The sequence below is a fragment of the Pseudomonas sp. PSB11 genome (genome assembly GCF_014596605.1).
GTDB classification, from domain to species: domain Bacteria; phylum Pseudomonadota; class Gammaproteobacteria; order Pseudomonadales; family Pseudomonadaceae; genus Aquipseudomonas; species Aquipseudomonas umsongensis.
This window is the reverse complement of record NZ_NOIO01000005.1, coordinates 107,644-134,302: the sequence shown is the minus strand read 5'-3', so window position 1 is coordinate 134,302 and position 26,659 is coordinate 107,644. Positions and strand designations below refer to the sequence as shown.

Here is a 26,659-nt window from a genome sequence, read left to right as displayed (position 1 = left end):
TTAGGGTTTTGCTTTTACTGTAGGAGCCAGGCTTGCCGGCGAAGGCGTGCTGGCAGGCGATAATTGTCTTTCAGGTGTACATATCCGTTGCTGCGGTAACGGCCACCTAGGGTTTCGCTTTTACCTGTAGGAGCCAGGCTTGCCGGCGATGGCGTCCTGGCAGGCGATAATTGTCTTTCATGTGTACATATCCATTCCTGCGGTAACGGCCACCTAGGGTTTCGCTTTTACAGCGAGTCACTTTGAGAAGCGCAAAGTAACCAAACGCTCTTGCCCCTGGCGTTCGGTGCCTCGCTAAGGCTCGGCATGCCCTCGCTCCGGTCCTGCTCCGTGGGCCCGCCGCGATGGGCCATCCTTGGCCCAGCGCGGCTAAACCGGCATCCTTGCCGGTTTACCCACTGCGCAGAACCTCCACTCGGCCTCTCGATGTGGCAAGAAAATCAAAAGCCAAAGCCAAAGCCAAAGCAAAAGCAAAAGCAAAAGCAAAAGCAAAAGCGAGGCGGCCTTAAAGCCGACCTGATTGCAGGCTTATCCGCGATTCCCTGTAGGAGCGAGCATGCTCCGGGCGGCGTTCCGACGATGGTCGTCAATGATGACGCTGGGCAACTGTCAGCCCGCGGTGCTCTCAGGTTTTTCGCGAGCATGCTCGCTCCTACAGGGGATCCAGGTACACCCGTCAAAGTCAGGTCGGCTTTAAGGCCGCCTCGCTTTTGTTTTTGATCCGGGCGCCCCGTTAACCACGCTGGCCGAACGCAGGCATTGCGCAGTGGGGAAACCGGCAGGACGCCGGTTTAGCCGCGCTGGGCCAAGGATGGCCCATCGCGGCGACCCACGGAGCAATGCCTTCGTTCTGGCATGCCGAGCTCTAGCGAGGCACCGAGTGGTGGGGCAAAGCCTTTTGCTTCCTTTTCGGCGTTTGGAAAAGGGAGTCGCCGTAAGGGCGAAACCATAGGAGGCCGTTACCGCAGCAATGGATATGTACTCCGACAATAAATCTCACACACAGGGCTTCCTGTGAGGCCCCGTATCACCGTTGCGCACGGCTCAATTAACGCGTCGTCAGCGGAACGCGGAGCGTCCCTGGCGGCATTCCCACGCAGAGCGTGGGAACGATCAGCGACAGGAGATTCAGGTTCACCCGTAACAGTCAGGTCGGCTTTAAGGCCGCCTCGTTTTGGCTAAACCGGCATGGATGGCGGAGGGCCCTGTAGGAGCGAGCATGCTCGCGAAAAACCTGAGAGCACCACGGGGTGTCAGGCTCCTTGTGTCATCGTTAACCTCCATCTCGAGCATAGTCGCTCCTACAGGCCGGGCGGCGTTCCGTGCTTCCAAGTGACCCGCTGTAAAAGCGAAACCCTAAGTGGCCGTTACCGCAGCAATGGATATGCACCCAATCCAAATATCCACCTGCAACCCCCCAAACCTAAAGTGAGCTGCATTACAGTAATCCACGCACTTTGTGATAGACATCACGCTGAGAACGAGAAGCTTTCATCACGATTAATACTCGCCGGTCGTCGCTCATCCGGGAAAAAATTTGCGCTCATCCAGATGCCGATTAGTATTGCGTTAGGCTTTGTAAATAATTGAAAAGGCTGAGCCGGATATCCTTGGGGCCACGACTCCATGGAAACGGTTTTGAGGGCAGTAGAACGGCACGTGTTTTACTGGCGCAGGTGATAAATCCGCTATTTGACTTGTCCTTACTTGGCTAAATGGATGGGTGTCTACTTATGTCTGCGACCCTTTCAAACCAGGCACTCACCCAACGTCTAGCGGACTTTCCCACGCTGGTGGAAGCGCTCGATTATGCCGCTTCAGGCCAGGGCGGGATGAACTTCTACGACAGACATTGCCGCTTGAATGCAGCGCTCGAATACTCAACGCTCAGAAGTAATGCTGTCTCGATTGCCCAGCGCCTACTTGGGCTCAAGTTGAACAAAGGCGATCGGGTTGCGCTCATCGCCGATACGCACCCAAGCTTTATCGAGTCGTTTTTCGCCTGCCAGTACGCCGGCTTGATCGCCGTTCCTCTGCTCGTTCCTGCCAGCCTGGGAAGCCATCGTTCCTATGTGGACAAGTTGAAGGGGCTGTTCGCCAATTGCACGCCGGCGGCCGTCTTGGGGTTGGAGGAATGGCTGCCCTATATCCGCGAAGCACTGGGGGACACCCGGCAGGTGTTCGTCGGGTCGCTTGAGACATTGGGCCAATTGCCCGCGTCGCAGACGCTACCCACGGTCTCGCCGGAGGACATCGCCTACCTGCAATACACGTCCGGCAGTACCCGCTTCCCGCGTGGCGTGATCATTACCCAGCGTGCGGTGATGGCCAACATCAAAGGCATCGTCGTGGACGGTGTTGGCATTCGCGCAGGGGATCGGTGCGCCTCATGGTTGCCCTTTTATCATGACATGGGGCTGGTGGGTTTTGTCCTGGCGCCCATGGCGGCGCAACTGACTGTCGACTACTTGCACACCCGGGATTTCGCCACGCGGCCCGGGCAATGGCTCAAGCTTATCAGCCAGAATCGGGTCACTGTCTCGGTGGCGCCACCCTTTGGCTATGACCTTTGTACCCGGCGAGTCCGGGACCTGGAAAAAACGCCGCTGGATCTCTCCTGCTGGCGGGTCGCGGGGATCGGGGCAGAACCGATTCGGGCATCGGTGTTAAGCCGTTTCGCCGATTGTTTTCTCGACACCGGATTCGATCCGGCGGCCTTCACGCCTTGCTACGGTCTGGCGGAAAGCACGCTGGCTGTCAGCTTCGCCCGTCGCGGGGTGGGGGTGCAGGTGGACCATGTCGCGCGCTCGGTATTGGAGCATCAGCTCAGGGCGCAGGCGAGCGCCACCGATGATCCGGCAAGCTGCGCTTTCACCAACTGTGGCGCCCCTTTGCCCGGCCATCGCGTGGAAATCCGCAACGCTGCGGGGCAGCAGGTTGCGGAGCGTGAGGTCGGGCAGATATTCGTCCAGGGACCCAGCGTAATGTCGGGTTATTTCAATGACCCACAGAGCACCCGGGCAGTCCTGGAAGATGGCTGGCTGAACACCGGTGACCTGGGCTACCTGTCCCAGGGTGAACTGCATATCACCGGTCGGAGCAAGGATTTGCTGATTGTGCGCGGTCGCAACATCTGGCCGCAGGATATTGAATACCTGGTGGAATCCGAACCTGAACTGAGGCCCGGCGATGCGATTGTATTCGTCGTTCCCGTCGATGATGAGCCCCAGGTCGTGGTCCAGATTCAATGCCGCATCCGTGAGCCAGAAGGTCGTGAACGCCTGGTCCGAACCCTGGTGGCGAAGATCACCAGTGAGTTCGGTCTCACTGCTGACGTGCACCTTGTGCCGCCTCACTCGTTGCCCCGAACCTCCTCGGGCAAGCCTTCCCGTGCCGAAGCCCTTGAACGATTTTTGGCCCAGGCGAACACCGACCTTCCTTATCCAGCACTGGAGGAGATGTGAGTGCTCGCGTTGTTTCGCTCACTGGCGCGACTGGCTTCATAGGCAGTGTCCTACGCAAACGGCTCATCACCCGTGGCGTGGAGGTCCGTGCCCTGGCCCGCTCAAGGAGCGCAATGACAGCGGATGGAACAAAGTGGATCAGCGGAACACTGGAAGATGAACAGGCCCTGGCTGAGCTCACCAGGGGGGCGGATGCGGTCATTCATTGCGCAGGGAAGGTCAGGGGCAGGAATGCCCGAGACTTCGACGAGGTCAATGTGCAGGGCAGCAAGCGCTTGATGGAGGCGGCGCGGATGAGTGGCAGTTGCGAGCGTTTTCTGCTGATCTCGTCCCTTGCCGCTCGATATCCGACATTGTCCTGGTACGCCGCTTCCAAATTCGAAGGGGAGTGCCAGGTCAGGGAGGCGGCCGGGACGATACCCGTGTGCATTTTCAGGCCAACCGCCGTGTATGGGCCAGGCGACCGCGAGTTGCGCCCGGTGTTCGAGTGGCTCCTGCGGGGCTGGCTGGTCACGCCGGGTAAAGGCGATTCACTGCTTAGCTTTCTGCATGTCGACGATCTGGTCAGTGCCGTCATGCAGTGGTTGGATGCGCCTGTCATGCAATCGCAGACCTTTGAATTATGTGATGGCCAGGCACAGGGGTACGACTGGGCAAGCCTGGCCAGCATCGCCACCGATATCCGCAATGCGCCGGTACGGCAAGCGGTAGTGCCTGCCAAAGTGTTGAAGGGGATCGCACGAGCGAACCTGGTGCTGTCGCGCTTCACCCGCCAGGCGCCCATGCTGACCCCCGGTAAAGTCAATGAACTGATGCACCCTGACTGGACTTGCAGCAATGCCCGCATCAGCGCGGCATTGGGTTGGGCGCCACGGATTCTTTTGCGCCAGGCGCTGCACGATCACTTGTTCTGAACGGGTGACCGCTACTGAACTCAAGGAGAGCCACGTTGATCTCAAAAGAAGCGATACTCGAAAAGGTGATAGAGCTCATCAAGGAACTTGCACCTGATGAAGCGCTGATAAAACCGGATACCGACCTGATCCAGGACCTGGGGATTGAGTCTATAAGAGTGATGGACATGCTGATGGTACTGGAGGACGAGTACGACATCTCGATCGAGCTCAATGTTCTGGTGAAGGTGCGCACCCCCGAGCAGTTGGCCGAGGCCATTCTTACCCTGACGGAGCGTAAATATGGGACTGTTTGACAAGTTCGGCAAGCTGGCAGCCGAGCGCGCCAGTCTCTGCGACTCGCAGATCCATCCCTTTGGAATTCGCATCGATGAGATGTATTCCCCAACCGAGGGCATGATCCAGGGTAAGCGGGTAATTCTTGCCGGCACCAACAACTATCTTGGGCTCACCTTCGACCCCGCCAGCATCAAGGCGGCGCAGCGCTCGCTGGAGCTTGAAGGTACCGGCACCACTGGCTCTCGCATGGCCAACGGCAGTTACGCCGGGCATAGCGCGCTGGAAGAGGAGCTGGTCGATTTCCTGGGGCGGCGTTCCGTCATTGTGTTCTCCACAGGCTATGTCGCCAACCTGGCTGTCATCGGGACGTTGGCAGGGGCGCGCGAGGTAGTGTTGCTTGACGCCGACTGCCACGCGAGCATCTACGACGCTTGCAAGCTGGGAGGTGCGGAAGTCATCCGGTTTCGCCATAACGATGCCGCTGACCTGGAGCGGCGCATGGTTCGGCTCGGTGAGCGTGCCCGAGAAGCGATCATCCTGGTGGAGGGAATCTACAGCATGTTGGGTGACCAGGCGCCACTGCGGGAAATAGTCGACGTCAAGCGCCGCCTCGGAGGTTACCTGCTGGTCGACGAGGCTCATTCCTTTGGCGTCCTGGGAACTCACGGCCGGGGCTTGGCCGAGGAGTTGGGCGTAGACTCGGAGGTGGACATCCTGTTAGGCACGTTCAGCAAGAGTTTGGGCGCGGTAGGCGGATTTGCCGCCTGCCACGACGCGCAAATGGACCTGCTGCGCTACGCCAGCAGGCCTTATATTTTTACCGCTTCGCCATCTCCTTCTGCGATTGCCTCGGTAAGATCGGCGCTGATGGCCATAAAAAGACGCCCGCAACTGCGCAGTCAGCTATGGTCGAACGCACGGCGTCTTTATCAGGGCTTGGCCGATTCCGGTTACCAACTGGGACCACAAGTCAGCCCGGTGATTGCCGTCATGTTGAAATCGCCTCACGAAGGCCTTGCGGTCTGGCGGGCGCTGATGGAGAAGGGCGTGTATGTCAATCTGGTCCTTCCGCCGGCGACACCCGGCGCGGTCACCCTGGTGCGATGCAGCGTCAGTGCGGCGCATACAGCTGGACAAATAGACCATATCATCGAGGCCTTCGCTTCTTTGCGTGGCCCGATGGGGCCTGTCGCAGGAAACGCTTGATCAGTGTCCCAGGATGTTGGTGAGCTGATCTACACCCACGTCATAGCGAACCACAGTCATGCGGATTATTTTTGCCTTTGGCCGCTCCTATCCGGCCCGCACCGTGCTGATGCTCCTGAGTCTGCTGCTGGCAGGGGTGGTTGAAAGCGTCAGTTTGAGCACGATGCTGCCCTTGATATCGGCCATGCTTGAAGACCAGCCCCATTCGAAGCTGGCGGTCTACGTCTTCGGGGCGATGAACTCGATTGGCCTGCAGCCGACGATCGCGAACATGCTGGTGGTCATTGTCGTGGGCATGACGCTGAGCAACCTGCTGATACTGTTGGGCAACCGTCAAGTGGGCTATACCGTGGCGCATGTGGCAACCGACTTGCGTGTGAGCCTCATCAAGGCATTGCTGGGTAGCCGCTGGGAATATTACCTGCGCCAACCTTCCGGAGCACTGGCCAATGCCGTGGCAACCGAAGCCTTCCGGGCTTCAACGGCCTATGAGCATGCGGCCAATATGCTGGCGCTGGGTATCCAGGCGGCGGCCTATGCACTGATCGCGCTTTTTGTCTCGTGGCAGGCCGCGATCCTGTCACTGGTGATCGGCTTCGTCCTGCTGGCTGCCGTGCGAGGTCTGGTCAAGACATCGCGGCGTGTCGGGAAAAGCCAGACCCGCCTGATGCGCGAGTTGCTGGTGCACCTGACGGACACCCTTGGCTCGGTGAAACCGCTCAAAGCCATGGCACGCGATGACATCGCCGACTCCTTGCTGCGTCGTCACGCCGGCGAGCTCAATACTGCATTGGAGCGCGAAGTGATGAGCCGCGAAACGCTGCGGGCCTTGCAGGAGCCCATGCTGGCGATCCTTGCCGCGGCGGGCCTCTACGCGGGGCTGGTCATCGGCGGCATGCCGCTGTCTTCGGTGATGGTGTTGATCTTCGTGGTAGTGCGCATGCTGGGGTTGCTGCACAAGGCACAGCAGCGCTATCACCGGATGGCCGCGCAAGAGAGCGCCTATTGGGCCATCAACGAGTCGATCGACAACGCTATTGCCGATGCCGAGCCTGTCGGAGGGACTTGCACGCCTTCCTTGCAGCGGCATATCGCTTTTGAAAATATCAGTTTTGGCTACGGCGGGCGGCAGGTTCTTGACAACGTGTCGATGAATTTCCCGGTCGGTTCATTCACCACCATGATCGGTCCTTCCGGCTCCGGCAAGACCACTGTGCTCGACCTGATCTGTGCGCTCCTCGCGCCACAGTCCGGACGTATCAGGGTCGACGACTGTGACTTGCACGCCCTGGACAGGAAGGCCTGGCGCCGAATGATCGGCTACGTCACCCAGGAAACCCTACTGTTGCACGATAGCATCCTGGCGAACGTCACTTTGGGAGACAGGGCCTTGAACGCCGCCGACGCAGAGCGCGCGCTGCGTCAAGCCGGTGCATGGCAGTTTGTGCAGGAATGCCCTGGCGGACTGCAATCGATCGTCGGCGAGCGCGGTGCCAAACTCTCGGGTGGGCAAAGGCAGCGTATCGTCATCGCGCGTGCCCTGGCCCATCGCCCCAGGCTGCTGATCCTGGACGAAGCTACCAGCGCCCTCGATCCGGAGTCGGAGGCGGAAATATGCCAGGTGCTGAAGAACCTCACGCCTGGTATCACTGTCATCGCAGTGTCGCACAGGCCAGCCGTGATCCGCATTGCGGATCAGATTCTCGAGGTCCGAGACGGCAAGGTACTGGCCACGCACCATGCCGTCGGCCCTGATGGCACTCGGGCTGACGAGGCGAAAGCCTGAGAAAAGCGCAGGGGTACGCTCTGTAGGAGCGAGCATGCTCGCGAAAAAACCTGAGAGCACCGCGGCGTGCCAGGCTCCTCGCGTCATCGTTGACCTCCATCGTCGGAACGCCGCCCGGAGCATGCTCGCTCCTACAGTGATATCCGTTCATTCGCGGGAGTTTGCGTTTACAGGCTGCCGACCAGATGGCCGCCGTCCACTGCCAGGACCGCGCCTGTCATGAAGGCGCCGGCCTCGCTCGCGAGCAGGAGAAACGGGCCTTCCAGTTCCTGCAGGCTTCCCAGTCGTCGCATCGGCACGGTGTCGCGTATATACGCCTGGCCCTTTTCGCTGTCGAAATACTCATCGTTCATTTCGGTCTTGAAGTAACCCGGCGCAATGGCATTCACGCGGATCTGGTAGCGCGCCAGTTCCAGCGCCAGGGATTTGCTCAGTTGCACCACGCCAGCCTTCGCCGCGCAGTAGTGGCTGTAGCCAGTGCCTACGCGCAGCCCGAGCATCGAGGCGATGTTGACGATGCTGCCAGGTCGCTGTGCCTTTGCGAGGCGTTGCGCCGCACACTGGGCAACGCGCCAGACGCCGTCGAGGTTGGTCGACAGCATCGCCCGCCAATCGGCCTCGCTGATCTCCAGCACGCGCTGGCCGTTGCCGATGCCGGCATTGTTGAGCACTACATCCACCACACCGAAAGCAGCTTGGGCGGCGTCAAACGCTGCTTCGACGCTGTCGCGATCGGTAACGTCCAAGGCCACGGCCATAGCCTCACCGCCAGTCTGGCGAATTTCCTCCGCCAGTTGCTGCAAGCGCTCCGCGCGCCGGGCGCCCAGCACTACGCGCGCACCCGCACCGCTGGCCACGCGCGCCAGATGTGCGCCAATGCCGCTGGAGGCACCGGTGACCAGTACCGTCTTGCCAATCAGGGAAAAACCGGGGTTGTCATTCATCGCATTGTTCCTGTCGGGGAGTGGATCGGCCGCCCATGGCGGCCGATCGGTACTCAGATTCGTTCGATGCGGGTCTTGCCGGCAGCCACCAGGCGTTCCAGCAACGGGGCAGGGTGGAACCACATCTCGCCGTATTCGCCGAGGGCCTTGCGGTAATGGCGGATACCGTCCAGCACCTTGTCCAGGCCGATCTGCTCGGCATAGTGCATCGGCCCGCCGAGCCACGCCGGGAAGCCGTAACCGTTGATCCACACCAGGTCGATATCGCCACTGCGCTCGGCAATGCCTTCGTCGAGCAGTTGAATGCCCTCGTTGATCAGCATGAACAGGCAGCGGTCATGAATCTCCTGCGTGGCGATCGGCCGGCGGCGGATGTCCAGTTCGCCGGCGATGCGTTCGGCCAGGGTGATGACCTCGAAGTCCTCCTTGCGCTCGCGACCCTCATAGATATACGCACCGCGCCGGGTCTTCTGGCCGAAGCGGCCGAGGGCGTTCAGTTCGTCAGCCAGGCGGCAATAGCTCGGATCATGGGCAATTGCTTCACGACGCGACTCGCGCACCAGGAAACTGACGTCGATCCCGGCCAGATCGTGCATCGCCATCACCCCCATGGCCAGGCCCAGATCAGTCAGCACCTGGTCGATCTGCGCTGGCGTAGCGCCCTCCAATACCAGGCGATGGGCTTCGCGGGAGTAGGGTTCGAGCATACGATTGCCGATGAAGCCGAAGCACACGCCGGACACTACCGGGATTTTCCCAATCGTCTTGCCCAGTTTCAGTGTGGTCGCCAGCACCTCGGGCGCGGTGAGTTTGCCGCGGACCACTTCGAGCAGGCGCATCACATTGGCCGGACTGAAAAAATGCAGGCCGATGACGTCTTGCGGGCGGCGGGTAACCGCGGCGATCTGGTCGACATCGAGGGTGGAGGTGTTGCTGGCCAGAATCGCGCCTGGCTTGCACACCTCATCCAGGGTGCGGAACACCTGCTGCTTGATCGGCAGGCTTTCGAACACCGCCTCGATCACCAGGTCGCACTCGGCAATGTCGGCATAGTCAAGGGTGCCGGTGAGCAAGGCCATGCGCTGGTCGAGCTGTTCCTGGGTCAGCTTGCCGCGTTGCCGGCTGATCTCATAGCTGCTGCGGATTTGTCCAAGCCCACGCTCCAGCGCCTCGGGTTTGAGCTCCAGCAGCGTGACGGGGATGCCCACGTTGGCGAAGTTCATGGCGATGCCACCGCCCATGGTCCCGGCGCCGATCACCGCGACCCGGGCGACCGGACGCAAGGCTGTGTTAGCGGTGACACCGGCCACTTTGCCGGCCTCGCGCTCGGCGAAAAACACATGGCGCAAGGCCTGGGATTGCGTCGAGGCTTCGGCTTCCTTGAACAGGGCGACTTCGCGCTGCAGCCCGGCCTGCAACGGCAGCACGCAGGCCGATTCGACGGCCGCCAGCACCAGTCGGGGCGCCAGGCGGTTTTTCCAGCGCGGTTCGTGGCTGGCCCGATAGTCTGTGAAATACCCATCGGGCAGGGCGGCGGCCGGGTTGGCGTGACGTTCTGCGGGGCGCGCCGGTGCGCCTTCGCGGATCAACTCCCCGGCGAAGTGACGTGCGCCATCGAGCAGGCATTCGCCATCCCCGAGCAAGCGGTCGATCAAGCCGAGCTCAAGGGCCCTGCCTGCGCTGACAGGCTGGCCGGAGATCATCATTTCCAGTGCCGGTTCGGCGCCGATCAGTCGCGGCAAACGCTGGGTCCCACCCGCACCGGGCAATAGGCCCAGGTTGATTTCCGGCAAGCCGAGACGGCTGTCGGCAGCGCTGATGCGATAACCGCAGGCCAGCGCCAGCTCCAGCCCGCCACCGAGGGCGAAGCGATCGATGCTGGCAATCAGAGGTTTGTCGATTTGGGTCAGACGCAACAGCAAGTCGGGCAGCGAAGGGGCGGCGAAAGATCCGGGAAGGCCGAATTCGCTGATATCGGCACCGGCGCAGAACAAGCCGTTTGCACCGTGCACGATGATCGCCGAGACGGCAGGATCGCTGGCGGCGCGCTCACAGGCGTCGAGAATGGCCGCACGCAGGGGTTGCCCCAGTGCGTTGACCGGCTTTGATGCCAGGCCGATCAGGGCGAGATTGTCTTCGACGTGGTAGGTGACCAGGTTGCTCATGTTGATTTCCCGAAATTTATTGTTATCACAGGGGAGGGGCTTTAGAACCAGCGGTCCTGCATGTAGTAGGCGACATGGTTGGCTTCAGTGAGCAGCCGCCCCTGGGACTCCAGCGACGCCAGTTCCCAGGTCATGTAGTAATGCGCAGCCTGCAACTTGCCTTGATAGAAATCGGCGTCGCTGTCGCCGGCGCCCGAACCCAGGGCGCGGCTGGCCAGCAGGGCCTGGCGCAACCAGATCCAGCCGACCACCACGCGTCCAAACAGGTCCAGATAGGGCGTGGCATTGGCCATGCCGAGGTTGGCATCGGCCGTCACCTGCGCTTGCAGGCTGGCGGTGACTTGCTCGAGTACGCGCAAGGCATCGGCCAGCAGTGCCGCGAGCGGCGCACAGTGTGGGTCGCTGTTGGCGGTGAGCAGGGTGGCAAGCACTTCGGCGGTGAACAGTCGATAGCCGTCACCTCCGCGCGGCCCCAGTTTCCGACCCAGCAGGTCGATGGCCTGGATGCCTTCGGTGCCTTCATGAATCGGGTTCAGGCGATTGTCGCGGTAGTACTGTTCCAGCGGGTATTCGCGGGTATAACCGGCGCCGCCAAGCACCTGGACGCCAATCTCCGACGCGAGCAGGCCGTAGCGCGAAGGGTAGGTCTTGACCACCGGCGTCAGCAGGTCGAGCAATTCGCCGGCATTGTTGCGCGCCAGCGCAGTGGTCGCGGTGTGGGCATCTTCCACCAGGCTGCTGGCATACAAGCACAGCGCCAGGCTGCCCTCGGCGTAGACCTTCTGTTGCAGCAGCATCCGGCGCACATCGGCGTGCTCGACGATGCGCACCTGGGGTGCCGCCGGGTTCTTGTTCCCGGGCAAGCGGCCCTGTGGCCGCTCGCGGGCGTAGTCCAGGGCGTGAATGTAGCTCTGGTAGGCGAGGCTGGCGGCCCCGAGGCCGACACCGATGCGGGCCTCGTTCATCATCTGGAACATGTAGCTCAGGCCCTGATGTTCCTCACCGACCAGGTAGCCCACGGCGCCGTCGTGCTCACCGAAGCTGAGCACCGTGGACGTGGTGTTGCGATAGCCCATCTTGTGCAGCAGGCCGGCCAGGGCCACGTCGTTGCGCGCACCGACGCTGCCATCGGCATTGACCAGGAACTTGGGCACCAGGAACAGCGAAATGCCCTTGGTCCCGGCCGGCGCGCCTTCGATACGGGCCAACACCATGTGCACGATGTTCTCGGTCAGTTCGTGGTCGCCACCGGAGATGAACATCTTCTGGCCGAAGATCCGGTAAGTGCCGTTTTCAGCCGGGCGAGCCAGGGTGCGCAGATCGCCCAGCGCCGAGCCCTGGCCGGGTTCGGTGAGGGCCATCGTGCCGCTGAAGCGACCGTCGAGCATGGGCGCCAGGAAGCGTTCAAGCAACGGTGGACTGGCAAAGGCTCTGAGCAGATTAGTCGCGCCGATGCTCAGGAAGGAATAGGCGACCGTGGAAATATTCGCTGCGTTGAAGTAGGCCATGCAAGCTCGCAGGATCACTTCCGGCAATTGCAGGCCGCCATCGGCAAAGTCGTGGTGGGCGGCCAGGAACCCGGCCTGGGCAAAGGCGTCCCAGGCGACTTTGGTTTCGGCGATCATGTGAACCCGCTCGCCATCGAAGGTCGGTTCGTTGGCGTCGCCCTTTTGATTGTGCGGGGCGAACAGTTCAGCGGCGATCTGGCGGGCGGTGGTGAGAGAAGCGTCGAACACGCCGCGGTCGTGCTCGGCATAGCGCGGGCGTTGCAACAACGCTTCGGTATCGAGCAGCTCGTAAAGCTGGAAGCGCAGTTCGCGTTCGTTGAGCAGCAGGTCAGTCATGGCATCTCTCGTCAAACAGTGTCGAGTGTGGGCCATGGAAGCAATTCTCGGCCCGTTACAGGCGTCCACGATAGTGTGATGTGCCAGGCTTTTATCCCCCTCCTTTGGGGGAGGACCGGACGTCGTCAGGTGATGCGAAGCGGAAAAACCACAAGACCAGAGCAGCAGTACTGATCGAGGCGCCCAGCAGGCTAACGGCCATCCAGCCCCAAAGCGCATAAACCTGGGTCGCTGCGGCGGCTCCCAGCGCGCTGCCGACCGAGTAGAAGCACATGTAGGCGCCGACCATGCGACTGTGCGCGTCGGGTCGTGCGGCGAAGATGATGCTCTGGTTGCTGACGTGTACTGCCTGCACCGCAAAGTCGAGCAGCACGACGCCGCAGACCAGCGCGACCAGGGACGTCTGGGCGAAAGCGATGGGCAACCAGGACAGCGTCAGGAGCCCTAGCGAAATGCCGGTCACTCGTTGCCCCAGGCCTTTATCGGCCCAGCGACCGGCTCTTCTGGCGGCCAGGGCACCGGCGACGCCCGCCAGGCCAAACAGGCCGATAGCCGTGTGTGACAGCGACAGCGGCGGGGCGCTCAAGGGCAGCACCATGGACGTCCACAACACGGAAAAAGCGGCAAAGATCAGCATCGCCAACAGGCCCCTGGTGCGTAACGTGGGCTCGGTAATGAACAGGGTGAACAGCGAACGGATGAGCGTGAGGTAGCTGTCTTGATGCCTGGGCACCGCCGTTACGGGCACGCTTTTCCACAGCACCGCCGCGAGCGTGAGCATCAGTCCTGAAGACAAAAAGTACACGGCGCGCCAGCCCGCGATGTCCGCAATCACGCCAGAGGTAAACCGCGCCAGAAGAATACCCAGGACAATCCCGCTGGTTACCGTCCCGACGGCTTGCCCACGTTGCGAGGGCGTTGCCAGCGCGGCGGCGTATGCCACAAGTACCTGTACGACCACGGCCAGCAGGCCCATCACGATCATGGCACTCAACAAAGCCAGCCATTGCTGTGCAGCACCGACCGCCGCCAGCGCCACCACCGACAGCAGCACTTGCGCCAGAATCAGCCGCTTGCGATTGACCAGATCCCCCAGCGGGACGATGAACAGCAGCCCCAGCGCGTAACCCACCTGGGTGGCCGTCACCACAATCCCGATCATTGATGAGTCCACGCCCAGACTCTGGGCCATGGAATCGAGTAACGGTTGCGCGAAGTGAACGTTGCCGACTGCAAGTGCGCAGGTGATGGAAAACAATAACGTCAGCGATGGTGAAAGCCCTGGAGAGTGTTTGAACCCGGTGCATTCGCCGATTTGCCCAGGCCGCCTGACCAGGCATTGGGCCGCTGAATCGGTACCTGCTGTCATGTGCGCCTCCGTGGCGTTAAACTGGTTGCAAATTAAAACCTGAATCTATTGTTGGCATGACAGGTTTCAAATTGCAACCACATTCCCGGGAGTAAAAAATGCTCGACGACGCTACGCCACAAGGCAACGAATGCCCGGTCGCAAGAACACTGGATTCCATTGGCGATCGCTGGTCGCTCATGATCATCCGCGATGCCTTTGACGACATTCGCCGGTTCAGCGAATTTCAGAAGAGCCTGGGCGTGGCCAAGAATATTCTGGCTTCGCGACTGAAGACCCTGGTCGAGATCGGGATATTCGACATCCGACCGGCGTCGGATGGCAGCGCCTACAAGGAGTACGTGCTGACAGAGAAAGGACGGGAGATCTTTCCGTTGGTGGTCTGCATGAGGCAGTGGGGCGAACGATTCCTGTTCGAGCCGCAGGAGACCCGTTCTGTGCTGTTGGACAACGCGTCCGGCCAGCCGTTGATGCCGATTGAGGTGCGCTCAGCGAGCGGGCAGACGCTGGGGCCCGCTGATTGCCACAGGGTGAGACTGGTTGATGGCGAGTCGTGAATCGACTGTTGTCATTCCAGAAGTGGTGAGGGCCAGGCAAACTTTCCATCATCGCCCAGGCTGCCATTGTGAGTACCCTGGCAGGCCTTCTCCATTCAGCCACGCTACGTCCTGCTCCGTCCAGATGTGATACTCCGGCCTGGAACCAGGATCCTCGTCCAACGTCGCCACGCGCACGATCATCGCGCTTGAGCCGTTACGCTCTGCCGCAAGGTGCGATCCGCAGTGCGAGCAGAAGTGTCGGATCTTCCCGGGAGATGATTCGAAAGGCCTCAACGCGTCCAGGCCTCGTGTCCACCTGAAATGCTCTTTCAACACGCCAGCTGTGGAGACATAAGCAGCGGCATGGGTCTTGCGGCAGGTATTACAGTGACAATGGCTGATGGGCATATCAATGCTGTCGATCTCATAGCCTACAGCCCCACAAGCGCAGCTTCCTTTCATTTCATCCTCCGGTTTGGGCACTGTGTGAAGATCACGGCTTTTTACAGTCTGACGGCGTTTGCCAAGCGACAAGCTCGACGTAGCTCGACTCCCCACCTCCAGTCGCACCCGACAACCAACCCCATACGAATGACAGGGTGGTCCGCCCCTCGTGATCAACGCCTACCGTGCCACGAGACCAGCCGGACAGAATCTCACCCTCCGTGGTCAGGCAATGAAAAAGCAGCTCGATGGTATCGGCGCCCGTCACGCGGCCGACTTGATGACCGATGCGGATCTTGCCGCCCTGGTAGGTACTAGAAATGGCATCTCCCTCGACCTGGTAGTGAAACACCGTGCCTGCACCGGACAGTCCGTGGGTATTGCCTGCTACCGTGAATCGGCGATTGTTCAAGCGTTCGGTGACTTGAGAAAAGGGGCTTTCCATGAATGTTGCTTCCTTGTAGTGGAGAGGGTCTATCTTAGCGTTGGAGTATTGAGCGCCAAGCGTCAAAACCTTCCCGTCAGCGGATACTCCACAGCCAGGCGTACCTGATCCGTGTCCAGTTCTGCCTGTGCGGTATTGCCCCGATGCACATTGTATTGTAACGACAGGGTGGTGCCTTTTGCCGCGCCACCTTGCACCACATGGCGCACCTGCAGGTCACGTTCCCAATGTTTGCCACCTTCGCCATAACCCAGGTAGGCGTAGCCGCCTTGCGGGTCGACATGGCTTCCATCGATCCGGCTTCCGCGCACATAGGCGGCGCTCATGGTCAGGCCCGGTAACCCCCAGGGGCTGGCATCGAGATCGTAGCGGGCTTGCCAGGACCGTTCATGGGGAGCGTTGAAGTCCGACAGCTGGACGGCGTTGCTGATGAAGATAGCGCCACGGGTGACGTAGTCAAACGGTGTGTTGGCGTCCACCTTCTGGTAGCCGAGGCTGAAGCCATGGGGGCCTTGGGTGTACGTGGACATCAGGCTCCAGGTCGTGCTGTCGATCCTGCCGGACAGCGACTTGCCCTCATCCGTGGTGCGGTACAGGTTCAGGTTGATCGACAACGCGCGGGTTTCATCCAGCGGCTGGATGAAGGTGCCACCCAGGTAATGCTGGTTCCAGGTGTCCTCATAGCGCGATGTATAGGCGCTGACGGTCAGCTTCTTTGCCGGTGTGAAGACCACGCCCGCGAGATCGAAGGCATCGCCTTTCCCGGCGTTGGAGTAGTTGACCACAAAGCCCTGGTCATGGCTGCTGGCGTTGCGATCGGTACTTTCGCTGAAATGTCCTGCTACCAGCGTCAGCGCCTCCAACTCGCTGCTGGTGAGAAACACCCCGGTGGCGGTCTCCGGGAGCAGGCGGCTATCGGACGAACTGAACACCGGCGTTTTCACGCGCTGCTCGCCATAGCTCAGCACGGTCGATGACCGGCGCAGTTTGAGTGCCGCACCGCCGCGGCTGAACGCATCCTTGGGATGTCCCTGGTTGTCGAGACCGAGCAATCGCGCTTTTCCTGCGCGGCCACCGCCGCTGTCGAGTTGTGCCCCGAGGTAGGCATGGGCATCCATGCCCACCCCGATCAAGCCCTGGGTGAAGCCCGATTGCACCGTCGCCATCAGCCCGTAGGCCCATTCTTCGGCGTAGCCATTACGCTCGTCACGCGGTTTGTAGGCATTACGCGCAGCGCCATTGCGGGCGCCATTGAGGTACTCGCGATGGTCGTAAACCGTGCGATTGAGCACGCTCCAGGCGCTGTCCTGGATAAATCCATTGGCTTGCGATTGAGCTGAATCGGCGAGTGTAAGAGGGCTTGCCAAGGCGAAGAGAATGGCCGATCGGGTATGCATTCCGGGGTGTCCACAAACGAATCAGGATGAGCGCAAGCGCAGGATGTGCGCGCCGTCGAAGGGGTCAATGAGGTAGTGCGCGTGCACCCCGAAAGTCTCCAGCAGGCGTCGCGGGGTCAACACCTCGAGCGGCTTGCCAAGGGCCACCATGCGCCCTTTTTCCAGCACCGCCAGACGATCGCAAGTGAGTGCCTGGTTGAGGTCGTGCAGGGCAATCACGGTGGTCACGGGCAATGCGTGAACAACGTGCAGAATCGCCAGCTGGTGCTGGATATCCAGGTGGTTGGTCGGTTCGTCCAGCAACAGGATCTGCGGGCGCTGGGCCAGGGCGCGAGCGATATGCACGCGCTGACGCTCGCCGCCAGAGAGGCTACGCCACGTGCGCCTGCAAAGATGCGTCGCATCGACGTCGCGCAAGGCTTGATGGACGATGTCTTCGTCCGCCTTCGACCATGGACTCAAGGCCGACAACCACGGCGTTCGGCCCAGGGCCACGGCATCGAACACACTGATCGCATCCAGGGTGTCGGCCTGCTGCTCAACCACCGCCAGGGTTTGGGCGATGGTTCGCCGGGACAGGGCCTTGAGGTCTTGGCCGTTGAGATGGACCGCTCCCCGGCTGGGCGCACGCACGCCGGCCAGCAGTTTGAGCAGGGTGGATTTTCCAGAGCCGTTGGGCCCGACAAGGCCCAGGGTTTCGCCACGACGAATGTCCAGGTGAATCTGGTGCAATAGTTCAACTTCGCGGATATGCAATTCGAGGCTGGAACAACTCAGCACGGTTTCGTCGGTAACCGGCGCAAGCGCATTCATCGGGCATTCCTCCGACCGACCAGGATCAGCGCGAACACCGGCGCGCCGACCAATGCGGTAATCACGCCGACCGGAATCACCTGGCCCTTGATCAAGGTCCGCGACAGCACATCGGCGGCCACCAGAAACACCGCACCGCCCAGCGCACTCGCCGGCAACAGGCGGGTATGCCGAGTGCCCAGCAACAGCCTGGCGGCGTGGGGAATGACCAGTCCAACGAAACCGATAGAGCCGACAATCGACACCATCACCGCCGTCACCAGGGCGGCGCAACTGATCAACAGAAATTGCACGGGACGTACCGCGATGCCGAGTGAGGCCGCGGAGTCCGCGCCGAAGGTGAAGGCATCCAGTGCCCGCCGGTGCCACAGGCAAACCGCAAGGCCGGCCACCGCAACCGGTACAGCCAGCCACACGGAGGGCCAGCGCACGCCACTGAGATTGCCCAGTAGCCAGAACATGATGCCGCGAGCCTGTTCGGAACTGGCCGACTTGGTGATCAGGAACGCGGTGAGCGCATTGAACAGTTGCGAACCGGCAATGCCCGCCAGGATGATCTGGCCAGTATTGCCGGGCGAACCGCTGGCACGGCCCAGCAACACCACGACGGAGAAGGCGGCGACGGCGCCGGCAAACGCCCCGGCCGACATCGAAATCGCTCCGGCACCCAGGCCCAGCAACGCCACCAGCACCGCGCCCGTCGAGGCCCCCGCGGAAATGCCAAGCAGGTAGGGATCGGCCAACGGGTTGCGCAGCAGCGATTGCAGGATCACCCCGCAGGTCGCCAGGCCCGCCCCGCAAGCCGCCGCCACCAACGCGCGGGTCAGGCGGTAGTTCCAGACGATGCCCTCATCGATAGGATCGAGGGCATACCCGGCCATCCACAGTTTGTTGGCCAACACCTGAAACACCACGCCGGGTTCGATGCGGGTTTCACCGATGGCCACGCCGGCGATCACGGCCACGAGCAGCATCACCAGTGCTAGCAGCGTGCGAATCAGCGCCGCAGTCATTTTGGCAGGTCGTAGCGGTTGATGGCCGTTGCCAGCGATTCGAGGCCGTCGAACATTCTCAGGCTGGCCTGCATGGCCATGGCGTCGAGGATAATGATGCGGTTGTTTTTCACCGCGTCCATGTTGCGGGTCACAGGATCGCTGCGCAGGAATTGCAGTTTCCTTTGATAGTCATCAGCCGGGAAACGCCGGCGATCCATGCGGGCGATGACCAGGAATGTCGGGTTGGCCTTGGCGATGGTTTCCCAGCCAACGGTTGGCCACTCTTCGTCGGACTGCACCACATTGCGCACGCCCAAGGTGCCCAGCATGAAGTCGGGGATGCCCTTGTGCCCGGCGACATAGGGATCGATGTCCAGGCTGGCACTGGAAAACCAGACCAGCGCGCTGGTGTGCGTGAGGTCTTTGCCTTGCACCGCGGCAATGGACTTGGCCAGGCTGGCCTGCAGTTGCGCGTTCAGTTGCTGCCCGCGCGCCTGGACATCGAAAATCTCGGCCAGCTGGGCAATGCTTTTGTAGAGACTGTCAACGCGAAACGGCTGCAGGCGGGTGCCGTCGGCCCCCACCAGGTTGTCCTTGGATTCGCAGTCCGAGGGCATGAGATAGGTTGGAATCTGCAGCTCGTGAAACTGCTCGCGGGTAGCGACTGCGCCTTGCGGGCCGACCATCCACTCAAGTTCGACAGCGACCAGTTCCGGGCGCTTGCCGATTACCGACTCGAAACTCGGCTCATTATCGGCCAGGCGTTCGATCCTGTCGTTTTGCCCCTTGTATTTGCCCAGCACATCATTGAACCACAGCGAAGTGCCGACCAGTTTGTCACCGAGTCCCAGGGCGAAGAGCATTTCGGTGCCGGCCTGGCCGATAGTTACCGCACGTGCAGGGGCGTGCGTAAACGTCAGTGTGCTGCCGCAGTTCTCGATCGTCAGCGGGTAATGAGTCGGGGAGGCACAGGCGAGGGCAGAAAGTCCCAGGCCGGTGACAAGGGCGAAAAAGCGCGGCAACAGCATGATGCAATCTCCATTTGAACCGTACACGCAGCCAGGGTGCAAGGTCTGGAAAACACATCATCGAGCGCTGCCGAAAACAGCAGTGCAAGGCCCATCACCTGAGTGACGCGCGCACAGATGTCCTTCCCGGACACCCCGCCGGTTAGTGATTTGTTGCTTGGCCGGCAGGTCTCCTGACTGATGCGTCATGGCGTGCTCCAGCCTTCCCGGGAATCGATCCCAGTGGCAGTTCAGGAGCAGGCTCGGCACCTACAGTTGCGGGGGCAGTTCCGTTTGATGCATTGGCAGCATCACGGATTCCCTATTAATCCCGTTTGGGAACCGGCGGCGGCATGGTAGTCGATCATGCCGCCCGAGGCGAACCCATCGCCTGATCAGAAGTATTTGAGCCAGGCGATATCGCGACGACGCGCCTTCAATGCAGCGAACCAGCGCACCGGTGGATACAGCGTTGCCGCCAGAAGCACGGCGGTCAACCATACGGCGCCTATGCCGTCGAAGCCGAAGTAGTCGCCCTGGTTCAGACCGAACAACGCCACGCTCAGCAGATACAGGATTTTCAGCACATATAGATGGAGCAAGTAGAAGAACATCGGTGCCGCGCCAAACACCGCCAGGGCGCCGATCCACTGGTGTTGTCGGGTCCGCTCGAAGCCGGACAGCAGCAGTAGCCCGACGCCTAGTGTCAAACACAGGAACAGCAGGGAAGGCGGGTACTTGGTGATGTTGAAGAAACTCATGAGGGTGTGCGTGGTGCTTTCATGGACCACCCACTGCACCTCGCCGTAACCATTGACCAGGCGCAGGGCGATGAAGCCGATCAATGCGCTCGCGCCGGCCAACAACAGATAACGCTGACGCACGGCGACCGGCGTTGAGCGCGCGAACCAGGGGCCGATGCAGTAACCCAGGGCGATGACCCCGATCCACGGTAGCACGGGGTAGGAGGTGCGCAGGCGCAACTGCTCGGAGAACTCGATCCAGCCGCGATCATGCAAAATCGCCCAGGGCAGGTGCAGCGCCGATCCGGGCGGGAAGTGCAGGGGATCGAGCAGGTTGTGCAAACCGATTATGGCCAGGCCCAGGACACACAACACTGGCCGAGGTAGCCAGGCCAACACAGAGAGGGCAATCATGCTGACACCTATCGCCCAGATCACCTGCAGGTAGATCACAGCAGGCGGGAACTGAAAGGTCCAGGCGAAATTCACCAGGGTGAACTCCAGCACAACCAGGAACAGGCCACGCTTGAACAGGAACATCGACGGCGTGCCCTGGTGCTTTTCACCGTACAGGAATGCCGACAGTCCAGTAAGCAGAACGAATACCGGCGCGCACAAATGTGCGAGGGTGCGGCTGAAAAACAACGTTGGCTCCGTGCTGTCGACAAGCATCGGGTCGGTGACCTGGCGGTGCAGGAAGAATGTCTCGCGCACATGATCCAGCAGCATGAAAATAATCACCAGGCCCCTGAGGGCGTCGATGGACGTCAGGCGTTGGCTCAGGCGGGTGATGGGCGGGATTTGAACAAGGTTTGTCATCGAAAGTCGCAGGCAGGGGGTGGGTCACGCTGTCGGTTAGCAATCGTAGCGTCAGGATTGTTATAACATAACATAAAAACTGACGTATGGGAGAAATGCTATTCGACTTTGCAGGCGCCGGCTTGCGGGTGATGGGGTCCCTAAAGCCCTCCACCGAAGCGATACTGCCAGACGATGCCAACGGCATCGTATTCGCTACCGGTACGGGTATGCGCACCTTCACTCGCAAACAGCTTTAGCGAGTGATTTCGGTTCAACGGCAGCGAGAGGGTACCCCCATAGCGTGTATTTTCCTGAAAATCGTGGTTACCAACCCCATCGACTTTGGTACTCCCGCCAGCGAAGTACGTCCCATCCAGTGAGGCCCAGACACCGTTACTAAAGGCATAGATAAGATGCACCTGTGCCTGGTAAGTGGGGTTCTGGGAAAAAGTACGGTCACCCAGGTACTGGTTATTGTCGGTGTAAAAAGTTGTCGCAGCGGATAATTCCAGGGTCACGGGACCCAGGCGCTTGGAAACCCCAAGTTCGGGTTTGAATGACCAGCGGTTGTTGCCGAGATTTACCAGTCTGCTGGAGTCGTATTGGCCAAGTGGCGCCGTAATTGCCAGGCTGGCGCCGATAATCACATCTTGTTGATAGCTGGGGAACTCAGCCAGGGACATCGCCGGGGCGCCATACAAGTTGACCGAGAAGCGCAATCTTGGATCTATCAACCCAGTGACATTTCGCTCCCTGGGTTCACCGGCAAACAGGGCCGAGCCCGTCAATCTGGCTTCAGGCACGACGATATCGAACTTCCCGGAGCGGCCCCAGACGTCCAGGGACCTGGCGAAGGCAAACACGATCGTCTTGATGTTGAGCTTGGCATTCTGCAGCGGGACGGAGGGATTGGCGGTCACGTTGCCATGGAGATCGCTGTAGCCCAGTAGCAGGAAATTGATACCGACCGGCGTATTGGCGTAGGCCCTGGGTTCAAGATCCTCTGCGACGGCAGTGGTGGCTACCATGATGAGCGATGCGGATGCGACCCGAGCCAGCCTGGCGATGCAGAGTTTGTGTTTCATCCACATTCGCTCGCTTCCTGTCAGGACTTCAGGGGTCTATGTATTGTTGTAGTGCATCTGCATTAGCTTTGAAAGGTTCGGGGCTTGGTGCGAGCAGCACATCCAGTTCGTCTTTGGTAGTGACGAGCACTTAGGGGTCGATATCTGACACATCTTGATGGTTCCTGACGCCGACAATCGGGTGAATTCCTGACACCTCTTAAGCGGCACGGAGATCGAAGATGGCTATCAGTGTTTTGACTTGTTCAAGATTGGAGTCGGCCCCTGCCGATTGGCGGTCAGCGCCATCGAGTGCTGAGTGACCTTGATCGACGGGAGAGCAGGACATGCTGCAACTGACTGAATCCGAGCGGCTACAACCGCCGATGCTGCGCATTGGCTTCTGGTTGATGGAAGCCTTCGATATGTACTCCCTGGCTAATGCACTGGAGCCACTGCGCCTGGCCAACCAATTGGCAGGGCACGATGTTTGCCAGTGGCAAATGCTGAGCCTGGACGGACAGCAACTGTGCGCCAGCAACGGCATCGTAACCGCCACCGCGCGACTGGGTCAGGGACAAGCGTTCGATGTGTTGATCCTCTGTGGTGGCGATAACCTGCGTCTTGATCCAGACCTGCGCCAGCAGCTGAGCTACTGGGCGGCGCAACCGATCAGCTTCGGGGCCCTGGGCGAGGCAGGCTGGTTGCTGGCGCAGATTGGCGCCCTGGAGGGTGTCCGTTGCAGCTTGCCAGCGCCCGCCGCGTCACTGGAGTTTGCCGCTTTCAGCAAGTTGACACCGGTGGCTGCGCCGTTCTGTGTCGACCGCCAACGTCTGACTTGTGTCGGGCCGCAGGCGGTTCAAGGGCTGATGCACGAGCTTCTCGCAAGGTTCCACGGTCGTGGCTTGATACTACGGATGGAAAAACATGCAGCACGCCAGGCCCGGCCGCTACTGCCCGTGCAGGACGTCCCGAAAAAACTTCAGGCAACGCTGGCGTTGATGAACGAGCATTTGAGTCCAACGCTGAGCATCGACGAACTCGCCGAGACCATGGGTATTTCCCGGCGGCATCTGGAGCGGCTATTCAAGCGCAGTCTGGGTTGCTCGCCGTCCAGGCACTACCTGGACTTGCGGCTGCAACAGGCGCGTCAGATGTTGCGGGCCGGTGAGCTGTCGCTGTCGGATGTCGCTACGGAGTGCGGTTTCGTCTCGCTGCAGCATTTCTTGCGCTGCTATCGCCAGTACTTCGGCGCGCACCCTCGTGAGCATAGGGTGGCGCAATCGCAGCGTCAGCGGTCTTCAATGTTGAATGCAGCGGCTCCATCGAGAGCGGGTCGAATCGTCGCACCGTCACTCCCACACTGACCGCATTACCCATTGGCCAATGCCCCCGTCAAGCGGACTTTACCGCTTGCCGGGGGCATTTCTGTTTCTGGCACAGCGTCCTGAGGAGGCTGTTTCGCAAACAGCGGATATGGCCAACTACAGGTCGGATTCGCGCAAAAAACCTCGCTTTGCATCTGTTCGAATGATCTTCAGCGGCCCACCAGATTGGCGCCTCCGATAGCTCAATCAATGACAAGGATAAATGACATGCAAATGCCGAAAACCATCCAGATCAAGAACGGCGAAAAGGTAAGTCCGACGTTCTCGGCTCAAGAATATGCCAATCGCCAGGGCAAATTGCGGGCTTATCTGGCGCAGAACAATATCGACGCGGCCGTCTTCACCTCCTATCACAACATCAACTACTACAGCGATTTCCTGTACTGCTCCTTTGGGCGTCAGTACGCGCTGGTGGTGACCCAGGATAGCGCCGTGACCATCAGCGCCAACATCGATGGTGGTCAGCCATGGCGCCGTACCGTCGGCACTGAAAACATCGTCTACACCGACTGGCAGCGCGACAACTACTTCGTCGCGATCCAGCAGGCCTTGCCCAAGGCCGGGCGCATCGGTATCGAGTTCGACCATCTGAACTTGCTCAATCGCGACAAGCTCGCCAGCCGCTATCCGCAGGCTGAACTGGTGGATATCGCCGCACCGTGCATGCGCATGCGCATGATCAAGTCCGCCGAGGAACATGCGATCATCCGTCATGGCGCGCGGATCGCCGACATCGGAGGTGCCGCCATCGTCGAAGCCTTGCGTGACCAGGTGCCGGAATACGAAGTGGCCCTGCACGCCACCCAGGCCATGGTGCGAGAAATTGCCCGCACTTTCCCGGATTCCGAGCTGATGGACACCTGGACCTGGTTCCAGTCCGGCATCAACACCGACGGCGCGCATAACCCGGTGACCTCGCGCAAGGTCAACAAGGGCGACATTCTCAGCCTCAACTGCTTCCCGATGATCGCCGGGTACTACACCGCGCTGGAACGTACGTTGTTCCTGGACCATTGCTCCGACGAGCATCTGCGCTTGTGGGAAGTTAACGTCAAAGTGCACGAGGCCGGCCTCAAACTGATCAAGCCGGGTATGCGCTGCTGCGATATCGCGCTGCAATTGAACGAGATCTTCCTGGAGCACGATCTGCTGCAATACCGCACCTTCGGCTACGGTCACTCCTTCGGTACGCTGAGCCATTACTACGGCCGCGAAGCCGGCCTGGAACTGCGCGAAGACATCGACACAGTGCTGGAGCCGGGGATGGTGGTTTCCATTGAGCCGATGATCATGTTGCCAGAAGGCCTTCCAGGTGCCGGCGGGTATCGTGAACACGACATCCTGATCGTCAACGAGCAGGGCGGGGAAAACATCACCAAGTTCCCGTATGGCCCGGAACACAACATCATCAGGAAGTGAGGCCTGAGCGCCGCACAGTGAAGCTGTGCGGCGTTTTGCTTTGACGATTGGCGAAAAAATCTTCCCGGTGGCTGAGATAAACCGGAAAAACATGGCGCATGCGTGCCCAAGAACGCGCAGCATCTACTGAGCCTTAACCCTGCCAAGTAAAACAATAGAGGGTTTTGTCATGTCCTACGTCCCGACCTTTCATTTCGATAACCGCACCTCTACCACCGGAGGTGCACAATGAGCACCCAAACCGCAAGCCTGACGCCAACCATGGCAGACAAACTTGAACAGACAGCCGAACGCAAGGCCCTGCGACGCGCAGCCAGTGCCAGTTTCATGGGCAACTTCGTCGAGTGGTTCGACTATGCGGCCTACGGCTACCTGGCAACCGTCATCGCCCTGACGTTTTTTCCGCAAACCGACAAGGCGACCGCGCTACTGGCGACTTTTGCAGTATTCGCGTTGTCGTTCATCGTCCGCCCGCTAGGGGGACTGGTCTGGGGGCATTTCGGAGACAGATACGGGCGGCGCAGTGCGTTGTCCTGGTCGATTCTGATCATGTCTATCTCGACCTTTTGCATCGGCATCCTGCCGACTTACAATCATATCGGCCTGTGGGCGCCGGCCTTGTTGTTGCTGATTCGCTTGTTCCAGGGCTTTTCCGCTTCAGGTGAGTACGCCGGGGCTTCGGCCTTTCTCGCCGAGTATGCGCCCGAGGGCAAGCGCGGCTTGTACACCAGCATTGTCCCGGCGAGCACGGCGGCGGGCTTGCTGTTTGGTGCCGTGTTTGTCGCCGGCCTGCATGCGTGGATGAGTGTCGAGGACCTGCACAGCTGGGGCTGGCGTCTACCCTTTCTGCTGGCGGCGCCATTCGGTCTGGTGGGGCGTTATATCCGCATGAGTCTGCAAGACACGCCCAAGTTCCTGGAGATGGAAAAACGCCTTGAAGCAAAGGAGTGCGCGACCCACGCTCCGGTTCGCGAATTGCTGACCGTGCACCGACGCAGCGTGATGATCGGGATCGGCGCGACCTGCCTGAATGCCGTGGCGTTTTATCTGTTGCTCAGCTACATGCCAACCTACCTGTCCACCGAAATGGGCATGAGCGAAAGTGATTCGTTCCTGGCGTCTACCGTGTCGCTGGCGACCTATATCGGTTTGATTTTCCTGATGGGCAAGCTGTCGGATCGGTTCGGACGCAAGACCATGTTGGTGACCGCTTCGGTCCTGTTCCTGGCGCTGACATTCCCGCTGTTCGGGATGTTGGAGAATCAGCCTTTGATCGTGATTCTGATGATCCAGATTGCCTTTGGCGCGATCCTGGCGATGAACGACGGCACCTTGCCGTGCTTCCTCGCCGAGATATTCCCCACCCGCGTACGCTTCAGTGGTTTTGCCTTCAGCTTCAACATCGCCAACGCGGTGTTCGGCGGCACCGCGCCGTTTATCGCGACCTGGCTAATTCAACTGACCGGTAACAAAATGGCCCCGGCCTGGTATCTGCTGGCGGCTGCGGCGGTGGCGTTGATTGCCATGCTGGCGAGCCGGGAGACGGCTCATAAGGCTTTGCAGGACTGATGTCTTGAGTGTTCTTGAGTAAGCCTTCGCGAGCAGGCTCGCTCCCACAGTTGACCGAGTTGTC

General features: G+C 60.5%; 21 protein-coding genes and 1 riboswitch. Of the genes, 9 read left to right on the top strand and 12 right to left on the bottom strand.

Features of this window, described 5'->3' with window-relative positions:
* The first annotated feature begins 1,733 nt into the window (after positions 1–1,733).
* Genes CGA21_RS08780 through CGA21_RS08760 form a run of 5 tightly spaced genes read left to right on the top strand, consistent with a single transcriptional unit; the run spans position 1,734 to position 7,649 of the window.
* Positions 1,734–3,464 (top strand): fatty acyl-AMP ligase, encoded by a 1,731-nt coding sequence (locus CGA21_RS08780; protein WP_188264003.1) that lies wholly within the window; start codon positions 1,734–1,736, stop codon positions 3,462–3,464.
* On the top strand, positions 3,461–4,378 hold the full coding sequence (locus tag CGA21_RS08775; RefSeq protein ID WP_188264002.1) for an NAD-dependent epimerase/dehydratase family protein: 918 nt from the start codon (positions 3,461–3,463) through the stop codon (positions 4,376–4,378). Before CGA21_RS08780 ends, CGA21_RS08775 begins: the two co-directional genes overlap by 4 nt.
* Before the next feature lie 35 nt (positions 4,379–4,413).
* Positions 4,414–4,674: an acyl carrier protein gene (locus CGA21_RS08770; protein ID WP_110751355.1), complete on the top strand. Its 261-nt coding sequence runs from the start codon at positions 4,414–4,416 to the stop codon at positions 4,672–4,674.
* Positions 4,661–5,863 carry a serine palmitoyltransferase gene (gene spt, locus CGA21_RS08765; protein ID WP_110751357.1) on the top strand — a complete coding sequence of 401 codons (1,203 nt, stop codon included), beginning with the start codon at positions 4,661–4,663 and terminating at the stop codon, positions 5,861–5,863. Before CGA21_RS08770 ends, spt begins: the two co-directional genes overlap by 14 nt.
* Before the next feature lie 58 nt (positions 5,864–5,921).
* Positions 5,922–7,649, top strand: coding sequence for an ABC transporter ATP-binding protein (locus tag CGA21_RS08760; protein ID WP_110751359.1), 1,728 nt, complete (start codon positions 5,922–5,924; stop codon positions 7,647–7,649).
* A 167-nt stretch (positions 7,650–7,816) separates the two neighbouring features.
* Here the strand turns inward: CGA21_RS08760 and CGA21_RS08755 are convergent, their stop codons facing one another.
* From CGA21_RS08755 to CGA21_RS08740, 4 genes are all read right to left on the bottom strand, one after another.
* Positions 7,817–8,593 (bottom strand): SDR family NAD(P)-dependent oxidoreductase, encoded by a 777-nt coding sequence (locus tag CGA21_RS08755; RefSeq protein WP_110751361.1) that lies wholly within the window; start codon positions 8,591–8,593, stop codon positions 7,817–7,819.
* A 53-nt stretch (positions 8,594–8,646) separates the two neighbouring features.
* The gene (locus CGA21_RS08750; RefSeq protein WP_188264001.1) at positions 8,647–10,758 is read right to left on the bottom strand and encodes a 3-hydroxyacyl-CoA dehydrogenase NAD-binding domain-containing protein; all 2,112 of its coding nucleotides are present in this window, start codon (positions 10,756–10,758) and stop codon (positions 8,647–8,649) included.
* 41 nt (positions 10,759–10,799) lie between these two features.
* Positions 10,800–12,602, bottom strand: a complete 1,803-nt coding sequence (locus tag CGA21_RS08745; protein ID WP_188264000.1) for an acyl-CoA dehydrogenase — start codon at positions 12,600–12,602, stop codon at positions 10,800–10,802.
* A gap of 91 nt (positions 12,603–12,693) precedes the next feature.
* Positions 12,694–13,971 (bottom strand): MFS transporter, encoded by a 1,278-nt coding sequence (locus tag CGA21_RS08740; protein ID WP_223194074.1) that lies wholly within the window; start codon positions 13,969–13,971, stop codon positions 12,694–12,696.
* A gap of 98 nt (positions 13,972–14,069) precedes the next feature.
* Here CGA21_RS08740 and CGA21_RS08735 point away from each other — a divergent pair, with 98 nt between their 5' ends.
* On the top strand, positions 14,070–14,528 hold the full coding sequence (locus tag CGA21_RS08735) for a winged helix-turn-helix transcriptional regulator (RefSeq protein ID WP_110751371.1): 459 nt from the start codon (positions 14,070–14,072) through the stop codon (positions 14,526–14,528).
* 48 nt (positions 14,529–14,576) lie between these two features.
* Here the strand turns inward: CGA21_RS08735 and CGA21_RS08730 are convergent, their stop codons facing one another.
* From CGA21_RS08730 to CGA21_RS08695, 8 genes are all read right to left on the bottom strand, one after another.
* The gene (locus CGA21_RS08730) at positions 14,577–14,972 is read right to left on the bottom strand and encodes a GFA family protein (RefSeq protein ID WP_188263999.1); all 396 of its coding nucleotides are present in this window, start codon (positions 14,970–14,972) and stop codon (positions 14,577–14,579) included.
* Positions 14,973–15,003: 31 nt separating this feature from the next.
* Positions 15,004–15,399 carry a hypothetical protein gene (locus CGA21_RS08725; RefSeq protein ID WP_188263998.1) on the bottom strand — a complete coding sequence of 132 codons (396 nt, stop codon included), beginning with the start codon at positions 15,397–15,399 and terminating at the stop codon, positions 15,004–15,006.
* A gap of 62 nt (positions 15,400–15,461) precedes the next feature.
* Positions 15,462–16,796 carry an OprD family porin gene (locus CGA21_RS08720; protein WP_110751377.1) on the bottom strand — a complete coding sequence of 445 codons (1,335 nt, stop codon included), beginning with the start codon at positions 16,794–16,796 and terminating at the stop codon, positions 15,462–15,464.
* 21 nt (positions 16,797–16,817) lie between these two features.
* Complete coding sequence (locus CGA21_RS08715; protein ID WP_110751379.1) at positions 16,818–17,609, bottom strand: ABC transporter ATP-binding protein; 792 nt, start codon at positions 17,607–17,609, stop codon at positions 16,818–16,820.
* A complete protein-coding gene (locus CGA21_RS08710; RefSeq protein ID WP_177411642.1) occupies positions 17,606–18,610 on the bottom strand; it encodes a FecCD family ABC transporter permease in 1,005 nt (334 codons plus the stop codon). Before CGA21_RS08710 ends, CGA21_RS08715 begins: the two co-directional genes overlap by 4 nt.
* Before the next feature lie 8 nt (positions 18,611–18,618).
* Positions 18,619–19,632 carry an ABC transporter substrate-binding protein gene (locus CGA21_RS08705; protein ID WP_188263997.1) on the bottom strand — a complete coding sequence of 338 codons (1,014 nt, stop codon included), beginning with the start codon at positions 19,630–19,632 and terminating at the stop codon, positions 18,619–18,621.
* A gap of 145 nt (positions 19,633–19,777) precedes the next feature.
* Positions 19,778–19,973: riboswitch (cobalamin riboswitch) on the bottom strand.
* Between the two features lie 33 nt (positions 19,974–20,006).
* Positions 20,007–21,173, bottom strand: a complete 1,167-nt coding sequence (locus tag CGA21_RS08700) for a DUF1624 domain-containing protein (protein WP_188263996.1) — start codon at positions 21,171–21,173, stop codon at positions 20,007–20,009.
* 140 nt (positions 21,174–21,313) lie between these two features.
* On the bottom strand, positions 21,314–22,240 hold the full coding sequence (locus CGA21_RS08695) for a transporter (RefSeq protein WP_223194073.1): 927 nt from the start codon (positions 22,238–22,240) through the stop codon (positions 21,314–21,316).
* Positions 22,241–22,566: 326 nt separating this feature from the next.
* Between CGA21_RS08695 and CGA21_RS08690 the strand changes: the two genes are divergently transcribed.
* The 3 genes from CGA21_RS08690 to CGA21_RS08680 all read left to right on the top strand — a co-directional run bounded on the left by CGA21_RS08690 (position 22,567) and on the right by CGA21_RS08680 (position 26,595).
* Positions 22,567–23,586 carry a GlxA family transcriptional regulator gene (locus CGA21_RS08690; protein WP_188263995.1) on the top strand — a complete coding sequence of 340 codons (1,020 nt, stop codon included), beginning with the start codon at positions 22,567–22,569 and terminating at the stop codon, positions 23,584–23,586.
* 228 nt (positions 23,587–23,814) lie between these two features.
* Positions 23,815–25,026, top strand: a complete 1,212-nt coding sequence (locus tag CGA21_RS08685; RefSeq protein ID WP_110751391.1) for a M24 family metallopeptidase — start codon at positions 23,815–23,817, stop codon at positions 25,024–25,026.
* Positions 25,027–25,254: 228 nt separating this feature from the next.
* Positions 25,255–26,595, top strand: a complete 1,341-nt coding sequence (locus CGA21_RS08680) for an MFS transporter (protein WP_110751393.1) — start codon at positions 25,255–25,257, stop codon at positions 26,593–26,595.
* Positions 26,596–26,659: the final 64 nt, after the last annotated feature.

Bases quoted from the DNA above. Each gene is read 5' to 3' on its own strand.
- CGA21_RS08735 (WP_110751371.1), top strand. From the start codon at position 14,070: ATGCTCGACGACGCTACGCCACAAGGCAACGAATGCCCGGTCGCAAGA.
- CGA21_RS08740 (WP_223194074.1), bottom strand. From the start codon at position 13,971: ATGACAGCAGGTACCGATTCAGCGGCCCAATGCCTGGTCAGGCGGCCT.
- CGA21_RS08705 (WP_188263997.1), bottom strand. From the start codon at position 19,632: ATGCTGTTGCCGCGCTTTTTCGCCCTTGTCACCGGCCTGGGACTTTCT.
- CGA21_RS08720 (WP_110751377.1), bottom strand. From the start codon at position 16,796: ATGCATACCCGATCGGCCATTCTCTTCGCCTTGGCAAGCCCTCTTACA.
- CGA21_RS08745 (WP_188264000.1), bottom strand. From the start codon at position 12,602: ATGACTGACCTGCTGCTCAACGAACGCGAACTGCGCTTCCAGCTTTAC.
- CGA21_RS08700 (WP_188263996.1), bottom strand. From the start codon at position 21,173: ATGACAAACCTTGTTCAAATCCCGCCCATCACCCGCCTGAGCCAACGC.
- CGA21_RS08715 (WP_110751379.1), bottom strand. From the start codon at position 17,609: ATGAATGCGCTTGCGCCGGTTACCGACGAAACCGTGCTGAGTTGTTCC.
- CGA21_RS08755 (WP_110751361.1), bottom strand. From the start codon at position 8,593: ATGAATGACAACCCCGGTTTTTCCCTGATTGGCAAGACGGTACTGGTC.
- CGA21_RS08680 (WP_110751393.1), top strand. From the start codon at position 25,255: ATGAGCACCCAAACCGCAAGCCTGACGCCAACCATGGCAGACAAACTT.
- CGA21_RS08760 (WP_110751359.1), top strand. From the start codon at position 5,922: ATGCGGATTATTTTTGCCTTTGGCCGCTCCTATCCGGCCCGCACCGTG.
- CGA21_RS08725 (WP_188263998.1), bottom strand. From the start codon at position 15,399: ATGGAAAGCCCCTTTTCTCAAGTCACCGAACGCTTGAACAATCGCCGA.
- CGA21_RS08690 (WP_188263995.1), top strand. From the start codon at position 22,567: ATGCTGCAACTGACTGAATCCGAGCGGCTACAACCGCCGATGCTGCGC.
- CGA21_RS08685 (WP_110751391.1), top strand. From the start codon at position 23,815: ATGCAAATGCCGAAAACCATCCAGATCAAGAACGGCGAAAAGGTAAGT.
- CGA21_RS08750 (WP_188264001.1), bottom strand. From the start codon at position 10,758: ATGAGCAACCTGGTCACCTACCACGTCGAAGACAATCTCGCCCTGATC.
- CGA21_RS08695 (WP_223194073.1), bottom strand. From the start codon at position 22,240: ATGAAACACAAACTCTGCATCGCCAGGCTGGCTCGGGTCGCATCCGCA.
- spt (WP_110751357.1), top strand. From the start codon at position 4,661: ATGGGACTGTTTGACAAGTTCGGCAAGCTGGCAGCCGAGCGCGCCAGT.
- CGA21_RS08780 (WP_188264003.1), top strand. From the start codon at position 1,734: ATGTCTGCGACCCTTTCAAACCAGGCACTCACCCAACGTCTAGCGGAC.
- CGA21_RS08730 (WP_188263999.1), bottom strand. From the start codon at position 14,972: ATGAAAGGAAGCTGCGCTTGTGGGGCTGTAGGCTATGAGATCGACAGC.